The organism is Paraburkholderia sp. BR13439, assembly GCF_040948805.1.
GTDB classification, from domain to species: Bacteria; Pseudomonadota; Gammaproteobacteria; order Burkholderiales; family Burkholderiaceae; genus Paraburkholderia; species Paraburkholderia youngii.
In genome coordinates this window covers 1-6,864 of record NZ_JBFPKN010000072.1, presented here as the reverse complement: position 1 = coordinate 6,864, position 6,864 = coordinate 1, and the positions used below count along the sequence as shown (strand labels likewise).

Sequence of the window (6,864 nt, the reverse complement as noted above, 5' to 3'; positions counted from 1 at the left end):
TCACCAGCCGCACCGCCTCCAGCTTGAATTCCAGGGTGTACCGCGCACGCTTCAATTGGCTCATCTTCGTTTCTCCTTGCTGCAGTTTAAACCTCAGCAAGGGATACGTTTTTCAGGGGCAAGCTCAAAGCAAGATGGATCCTCACGGGTCAACGGCATCGATGAGTCCAAGTGGCAAATAGGAAGCTTTCCAAGGCGACCGGAGGATCCAGTGATGAATCGTACAGCAGTCGGTGTGGACATCGCGAAAACGTGTTCCAGTTGCATTACATCGATCAGGAAACCGGCGAGATCGTGAACAAGCCGATCAAGCGAGCAAAGTTCCTCGAACACTTCGCGAACCTTACGCCGTGCCTGATCGGGATGGAAGCGTCCGGCGGTGCGCACCACTGGGCTCGGCAACTGACGACCGCGTTCATTTCATTCTTCGAGGTTACGGAGGCTCAATGAGTACGCCACGTACCACCGGACGCACAGCAGGATCACGTCCAGCGGGTAGCGCAACCGCTTCAATACCTTGCCAATGCCGGCGGGCAGCATCTTGCTCGGCGTCTTCGTCTTTGCCATCATGCGTGTCATACGTCGTGGTCGACGGATTTTACTTGACCGCGCTAATGCGACAAAACCCCGCCAACTCCGGTGTTGTTAAGAACCTTAGAAACTGGGCGATATTAGAAACTCGTTTGGATATCGAAAAAATAATTGATATCCATTCGATTCGCGATTGGTGGTATGTTGGTAACAAAAATTTCGTGCGGCCCGTAGTAGTTTGATTTTTGGTTGTGCGCGCACAAGGTCTTTCTTGATCGGTAGTTTGGCTGGGGTGAGGCGGCAGGGACGCATCTGCGGGCGGCAATCGTGATCTGAAGCGGCGCGCTCAGCTTATTGTCACAGATGGCGTGGACTTGACGTGCATGCGAACGCTTGCCGCTCTGGCGGGTATGGGGGAAATCGCGACATCAGCAACAAGGGGTCTATGTTCGTGAGTCGCCGGGAACTCGTCAACGCACTAGCCTTTCGATAGTGTTCGCGAACCCGCATTTCAGTGGTCGGCATTGACTTCGATGCTTATCGTGACTGGTGTCGTCGTAACGGCGGCGCGCTTGGCCAGATGCCCCCCCCCGGTCTTGGCTGGGAGATTGAGATGTCGCATGTATTCCTTTGGCGCGCCCGGATCATGGGGCGAATAAGCGTTCGTTAACTTGACAAAGCTAGGAACTGGGACTGTTTAATGGTTACCGGGTTCGTCGTACCGCTGCGCCGAAAGCGCGCCCAGCATGATAGGTCCCATAAACCTTGACATGAAGCAGACAGGAAAGCCGTGTGCGGGAAAACCGCATGCACGGTTTGACGTGACGGGAGTTGGAAACGTGACTATGGCAGCCGGACTGAGGACCACCGCGAAAGCGGTGGAGAGACCACCGGAGCCTACCGTGTGCGCGCCAGTTCTCGACCCTACCCTCTCGAACAGGATCATCGGGCGATCAAGCGCCGAACTCGACCGATGCTTGGGTTCAAAAGGTTTCGTTGTACCCGCATCCTGTTGGGCGGCATCGAAGTTATGCACATGATCGTCAAGGGGCAGATGGACGATGGCGGCGTTGGTGCAAACTCCCGCACAGCAATTCTATTCACTGGCTGGATAAGGAATCCATACCATATTGGACTTGGCCGACCTCTCGGTCTTACTGCGACAGAACCCGCTTTTTGGGCGGTTATTCGCGATCTCGAGAATTTATGCATGCCTTGGTCACAACAAGTCGCATTTACGCGGCTTGATCAGCGTAGCCTTAACCGAAACCAAGAGAGGAATCTTCCGTGGCATCAAAGAAGATATTAATTCTGCTCATAGCTGCTTGGCTGGACGTTTATAACGGCCCCGTCAGCGCGCAGACGCTTAACACCCAGTTCTTGGGTTGGATCGGCAAAAGCCAGCACGGCTACTCCTTGGACGGATCGGACTGGCACTATTGTTTCGGTGGCTCTGGAGGAAGCTGTGGAACCGTGGCGTTAACGACAGGCCATTCGTCATGCCACACCACCAGCTTTAACATCGGTGCGCAGTGGGGAATCCCGATAAAAATCGTCAGCATGGCGATCGATGTCGGGATCAATAAGTCATGGACTGCATGCAATATTCGTAGCGAAACGGTCACTTGTGGGCCTAACCCGGGCTGGAAGGGCCGCGCAGTCATCAACTTCAGCGAACGATGGGGGAAAGTCCACGTGATCGGAGCGGATAACTACCTCACCTTGCAGTCAAGCTGCCCAGCGGGATGGAGTTCCGATTGGATGGGGGGGTGGAGTTGGCGTTGCACATACGTCGGTGGCGCATATGATCGTGAAGGATATTTGCCAGAGTGGCGTGGCAGTAGCTGCAACTATCAGCGCATTTAGTTACTCAGATCGCCATTCGCCTTGTTCATTGGCTTGAGACAGCGGAGTGTCTTTGGTATCGCCACGATACCGCCAAGAGCGAGGCGTGCACTGTGTCAGACGGCTGACGTTCCTTATCTACAAAGAAAGCTTATGTCCTTCAACATAAATTTATCTTCACGGCGTCGAGTCCATCTAGCCATCGTTGGATGCTTGCTGATGGTGGTGGCAGGGTACCTCTTATTTCTCGCCGCGCCCACGGTAAGTTCGGAGCAAGCGAAGCGCGCATACAAGCCCACAGACTTGAGGTCTTCCGAAGCTACCGCGACAAGCAGCAAAGAGGGAATTGCGTGGCCCGATGGCATTAATGCCGGCGGGAGTTTGGCCACCGATGACAAGCCCTCCGGAGCGGCATCCAATGATACACCTGTACAAATTGACGCGAGCCTTCGTGCGATCTTTCAGAAGATCGTGAATCGCGGCAACATGTCTCAGAATGAGCTGGATGAGTTTCGGGCTCGGCTGCAGATTGCTTTGGAAAATGACCCCGAGGTCGCAAAGCTTGTGACTCAGTTCTATCACGACATGCCTGCCGAACAGGGCATGGAGCGAGACATTCTTCGATCCATTCTAGTTGATTCTGCAATTGGCAGAGACATAGTCTTGCAAGAAGCAAATGCCATTTGGGAGGGCAGAAACGAATCCAAATATGCCGAGATGTATGAGACTTACTTCAACATGCCAAGTCAAACGCCTCGAGAGGTCTTCAGTAAGGCGCTGAGCGATTTGAGGAGCGATGCCACGACCGATGAGAGGACCGCTGTCGCGCGACTGAATCTCATCGGCACTCTTGAGGAACCAAGCATTCCCAATGCCGCGAACTTAAGAAGTGAGGCCGTGCAGACATTGAACCAGATAGCGGACGGCCACGATAGTGAGTTGATACGTGCACTCGCTGTACAAAAACTCTTTCGGCTGAATTCCCCGGGGGAAGCTGCGAATATCGCTATCGGCCAGTTTTCCAAAGGTGCCTATCCGGACTTGGTTCGTGAAACGCTGAATTCCGTCAGCAGCGGTGATGTCGAGCTTACGCCGAACTTGCGCACAGCTTTGACCATGGCTGTTAAACGTCCGTAGACGGCGTCTGTCAAACGAAGAAAAGTTGGTACGAAATTGCACAAATGTTGAGACTTCCCCGGTTCGACGACCGACTCCGACGAAGTGAGCCTTGCGTGGCGCCGGTTTCCCGTCGGCGCGAGTCAAGCAAGTTGTCGCCTCGATCATGCGGCCAGTCGAGTGCGTATGTGTTTTAACGATGCAGTCGCGCTCGGGATTCAGTGTTACTGCGCCGACAGGCGTCCAGTTCCGGGTGGCGCGGACCAGCGCCCTTGTCTCGGTTTCGGGACGATGCGACGGTAGCGAAGGTTGCGTATGCACAGACGCAGCCGGCATCAGCGCGATGCTTAACGCCGTGCGCGAGCCGTATGCGGGGAAACTCGCACGTACGGTTCTTCGGGGGCCGCGTTTCTGAGAGGGAACGCGGCTACCCTCTCGAAGCGTGAGTTCATTCATCCGCTGGACTTGCTTCTTTTAAAAAATGGGCGCGGCTAGCAGGCAGGGCCGCTCGACTCGCCAATAACCTGACCGAGGGATAACCATGCGTCACGTCTGCCACCGCCATACCCGGCAACCCGTTCTCTGGAAACTTTCCCCACCACTGTGCATCGCGCTGCTCCTCACCGCCAGCGGCGGTGCCGCGTCCGCTTTCGCCGCAGACGCACCCGCCGGGCTGTACATCAGCGAAGTGGCCGGCAATTTCCGTCAGGACAAGGACTAGGACGCGGCAACCACGTCCAACAGCGTCGCGTGGGTTGAGCTATACAACAAACAGAATGTCGCGGTGAACCTGAAGAACTACGTGCTGCGCACCGGCGGCATCAAACAAAGCGATCCGTCGTCGGTCAGCGCGTCGGTCAACTATGCACTGCCCGACGTGACGATTCCGGCCAACGGCTACCTCGTGATCGCCGGCCAGAAATCACCCTATCTGACGAACTCTCGACGGTGAACGACGCCAGCAAGGTCGTCTATCTCCTTGACGCAACCGGGACCTATCTGCCGTACTGGAGCAACAGTTCGGGCTTCATCGAACTGCAGGCGGCCAGGACGGCGCAGGCCGCGGCCAGGACGGTGGACTTCGTCCGCTTCGGCGAGAGCACCACCGAGCCGCTCACCAGAAACTACTGGGTCGGCGCGAACGTGCCGGCGTTCGCCACGCCCGCGGCCACGTACGTCGGCAGCCAGTCGCTCGATCCGCTGGATACGCATGACCAGTCCATCGCTCGCCTCAACAGTCGATTCACCGCCACCGGCACCAGCACCGACTGGACGCTCGTCGACTTTCCCACACCGGGCGGACCGAACGACGTGGCGGCGGGCGTCACCGACAGCGATCACGACGGCATTCCCGATACGGCCAAGGCCGCGGGCGGCACCTACGCCGGCTTGGACCTGTACGCGATGGGCGCGCGGCCGGGGCAGAAGGACATGTTCATCCAGCTCGACTACATGGGCAGCGACGCGAGCGCGACCACCCAGGATTCGGCCCGGCAACTGCAGGAGGCAACGCTGACCAAGATGGCCGCCGCGTTCGCGCCGCATCACATCGTCGTGCACTTCGATGCGGGCACGCGCTTCTCCGCCAAAGTCGACACCGCGCACTACAACCTCGACGGCGCCAGCCACGAGCGCACGTTCGGCAAGTGCACGCAGATGAGCGCGAGCGCCACCGAGAGCCGCACGGCGCTCGAGAACGGCTGCACGTCGATCTATCGGTATTACAGCCAGCACGTCGATCCGCGCCGCCGGGCCTTCTTCCGCTACGGCCTGCTCGCTTCGTCGCAGAACAGCGACGGCAGCAGCGGATCGTCCGGCATCTCCGAGCTGCCCGGCAACAAGGTACTCGTGACCTTGAAGGGCTTCCTCGCGAACAACCTGAGCGCGGCGGGCGAAACGATGCGCGTGAACTTCCAGGCCGCGACGCTCATGCACGAGTTCGGCCACAGCCTGGGCCTGCGGCACGGCGGCGACGAGCTTGCGGTCAACTACAAGCCGAACTACCTCAGCATCATGAACTACCTGTACCAGCTGTCGGGCGTGCCCACCGACGGCACCGGCACCGACGCGGTCGAGCGCTACTACTATCACCAGAACGACTGGAACGGCGTCGCGGTACCCAATACGCGCCTGCCGAGCGCACCCTATGCGGCCTATACGTATCCCGCCGACGCGGTGCCGCACGGCCCGACCTCCGACACCTTCAAGATCGACTACTCCGACGGCAGCAGCCTCAATCTGGACGAGAATGCGCTTAAGGAATCGGACTATGTCGGACGCGGCGCCGGCACCAGCGCCACGGCATTCGGCGACTGGAACCTGAACGGCGTGAAGCAGGCCGCCCCTTACCAGTTGTCGTTGACCGGCCAGTTGGATACCTTCGGCCGGACCGTCTATGTGTCGCTGCACGATTTCAACGACTGGAACCATCTTGCGCTGGTCACGGGCAAGAACTACAACCTGGTCGGGATCGCACAGAGCTACGGGATCGGCACCGATCATCCGCCGCTGATCAAGACGAGCCGGATCCAGACGGAAGAAGCGGTGCCGGCGGCCGTGCTCGCGCATCTGAAACAAGTCAGCGCTAGATAAGAGGAGGTTGTGAATGGCGGCTTTCGATTGGCAGGGCGCGGTTCTCGCCGTCCTTCTGGGACTGGCGACGCCGGTTCTCGCGGAACCCCTGCAGATCGCCGGCCTCTCCCCGCCGGGCGCCGCGAGCCTGGCGGCGGAGGTGCTGGCGCCGCGCTTCCAGCTGAACGCGAAGGCGGTGCTGGCGTTCAGCCTGGACGACCAGCGCGTGCACATCTCGCCGTGGCCGGCGCAGCTTCCCGCCAACCTGGGCGCGCAGTACGTCGCGGCGCGGACCGTCGTGCATCCGGCGGGACCGATGCGGATCGTGACCTTCCGCCGCGCGCAGGACGCCGACGCGTGGCTGCGGATGGCGGCCGGCGGTGGTCAGCGCAGCCTGTTGCTACCCGACCGGATCGTCGGCAGGATCAACGACGGGTTCGTTTATTTGCTCGATCACAACGAGCCCCGGCGCGTCGACGTCAACCAGCCGGTCACGCTGACCGACGACGCGCATCGCGAGTGCTGGCAGTTTGTCCTGCTCAACACCTCGATACCCCAAAAATCGCAGGTCGACGCGGAGCCGCGCGCGGACTGGTACATGCGACGGATCGCCTGCCCACAGGAGTGAGGTCGCGGGATCAGCGTCGGCGCACAGAAGGCTGGGTGAAAGAATGGCTTAGGAACGGGTGAGAAATAACTTCTCGAAGTGACCCTGGCCGGTGCAAAGCGACGCTGGTAAGATGCGGTCATTCTGGAGGACAGACGATGCAGGCTGGTTACCGGGCTGAGATTGAAACGCGG

Annotated in this window: 6 protein-coding genes and 3 pseudogenes; 8 read left to right on the top strand and 1 reads right to left on the bottom strand. The window is 59.0% G+C overall.

The features are described from left to right. Positions 1–214: 214 nt before the first annotated feature. Positions 215–408 (top strand): annotated as a pseudogene (locus tag AB3X96_RS41755) (IS110 family transposase); the annotation flags it as partial. A 15-nt stretch (positions 409–423) separates the two neighbouring features. Here the strand turns inward: AB3X96_RS41755 and AB3X96_RS41750 are convergent. Continuing rightward, positions 424–570 (bottom strand): annotated as a pseudogene (locus tag AB3X96_RS41750) (IS6 family transposase); the annotation flags it as partial. Between the two features lie 895 nt (positions 571–1,465). Between AB3X96_RS41750 and AB3X96_RS41745 the strand changes: the two are divergent. The 7 genes and pseudogenes from AB3X96_RS41745 to AB3X96_RS41715 all read left to right on the top strand — a co-directional run. After that, positions 1,466–1,646 (top strand): annotated as a pseudogene (locus AB3X96_RS41745) (DDE-type integrase/transposase/recombinase); the annotation flags it as partial. A 172-nt stretch (positions 1,647–1,818) separates the two neighbouring features. After that, positions 1,819–2,397, top strand: coding sequence for a hypothetical protein (locus tag AB3X96_RS41740; RefSeq protein WP_368594312.1), 579 nt, complete (start codon positions 1,819–1,821; stop codon positions 2,395–2,397). A gap of 132 nt (positions 2,398–2,529) precedes the next feature. After that, positions 2,530–3,513, top strand: coding sequence for a hypothetical protein (locus AB3X96_RS41735; protein ID WP_368594313.1), 984 nt, complete (start codon positions 2,530–2,532; stop codon positions 3,511–3,513). 520 nt (positions 3,514–4,033) lie between these two features. Next, positions 4,034–4,213, top strand: coding sequence for a hypothetical protein (locus AB3X96_RS41730; protein WP_368594311.1), 180 nt, complete (start codon positions 4,034–4,036; stop codon positions 4,211–4,213). A gap of 63 nt (positions 4,214–4,276) precedes the next feature. Beyond that, entirely contained in the window at positions 4,277–4,444 is a 168-nt protein-coding gene (locus AB3X96_RS41725; protein ID WP_176112321.1) for a hypothetical protein, read from the top strand. Beyond that, positions 4,441–6,084, top strand: coding sequence for a hypothetical protein (locus AB3X96_RS41720; protein WP_368594310.1), 1,644 nt, complete (start codon positions 4,441–4,443; stop codon positions 6,082–6,084). Before AB3X96_RS41725 ends, AB3X96_RS41720 begins: the two co-directional genes overlap by 4 nt. A gap of 13 nt (positions 6,085–6,097) precedes the next feature. Next, complete coding sequence (locus AB3X96_RS41715; protein ID WP_368594309.1) at positions 6,098–6,691, top strand: hypothetical protein; 594 nt, start codon at positions 6,098–6,100, stop codon at positions 6,689–6,691. Positions 6,692–6,864 lie beyond the last annotated feature (173 nt).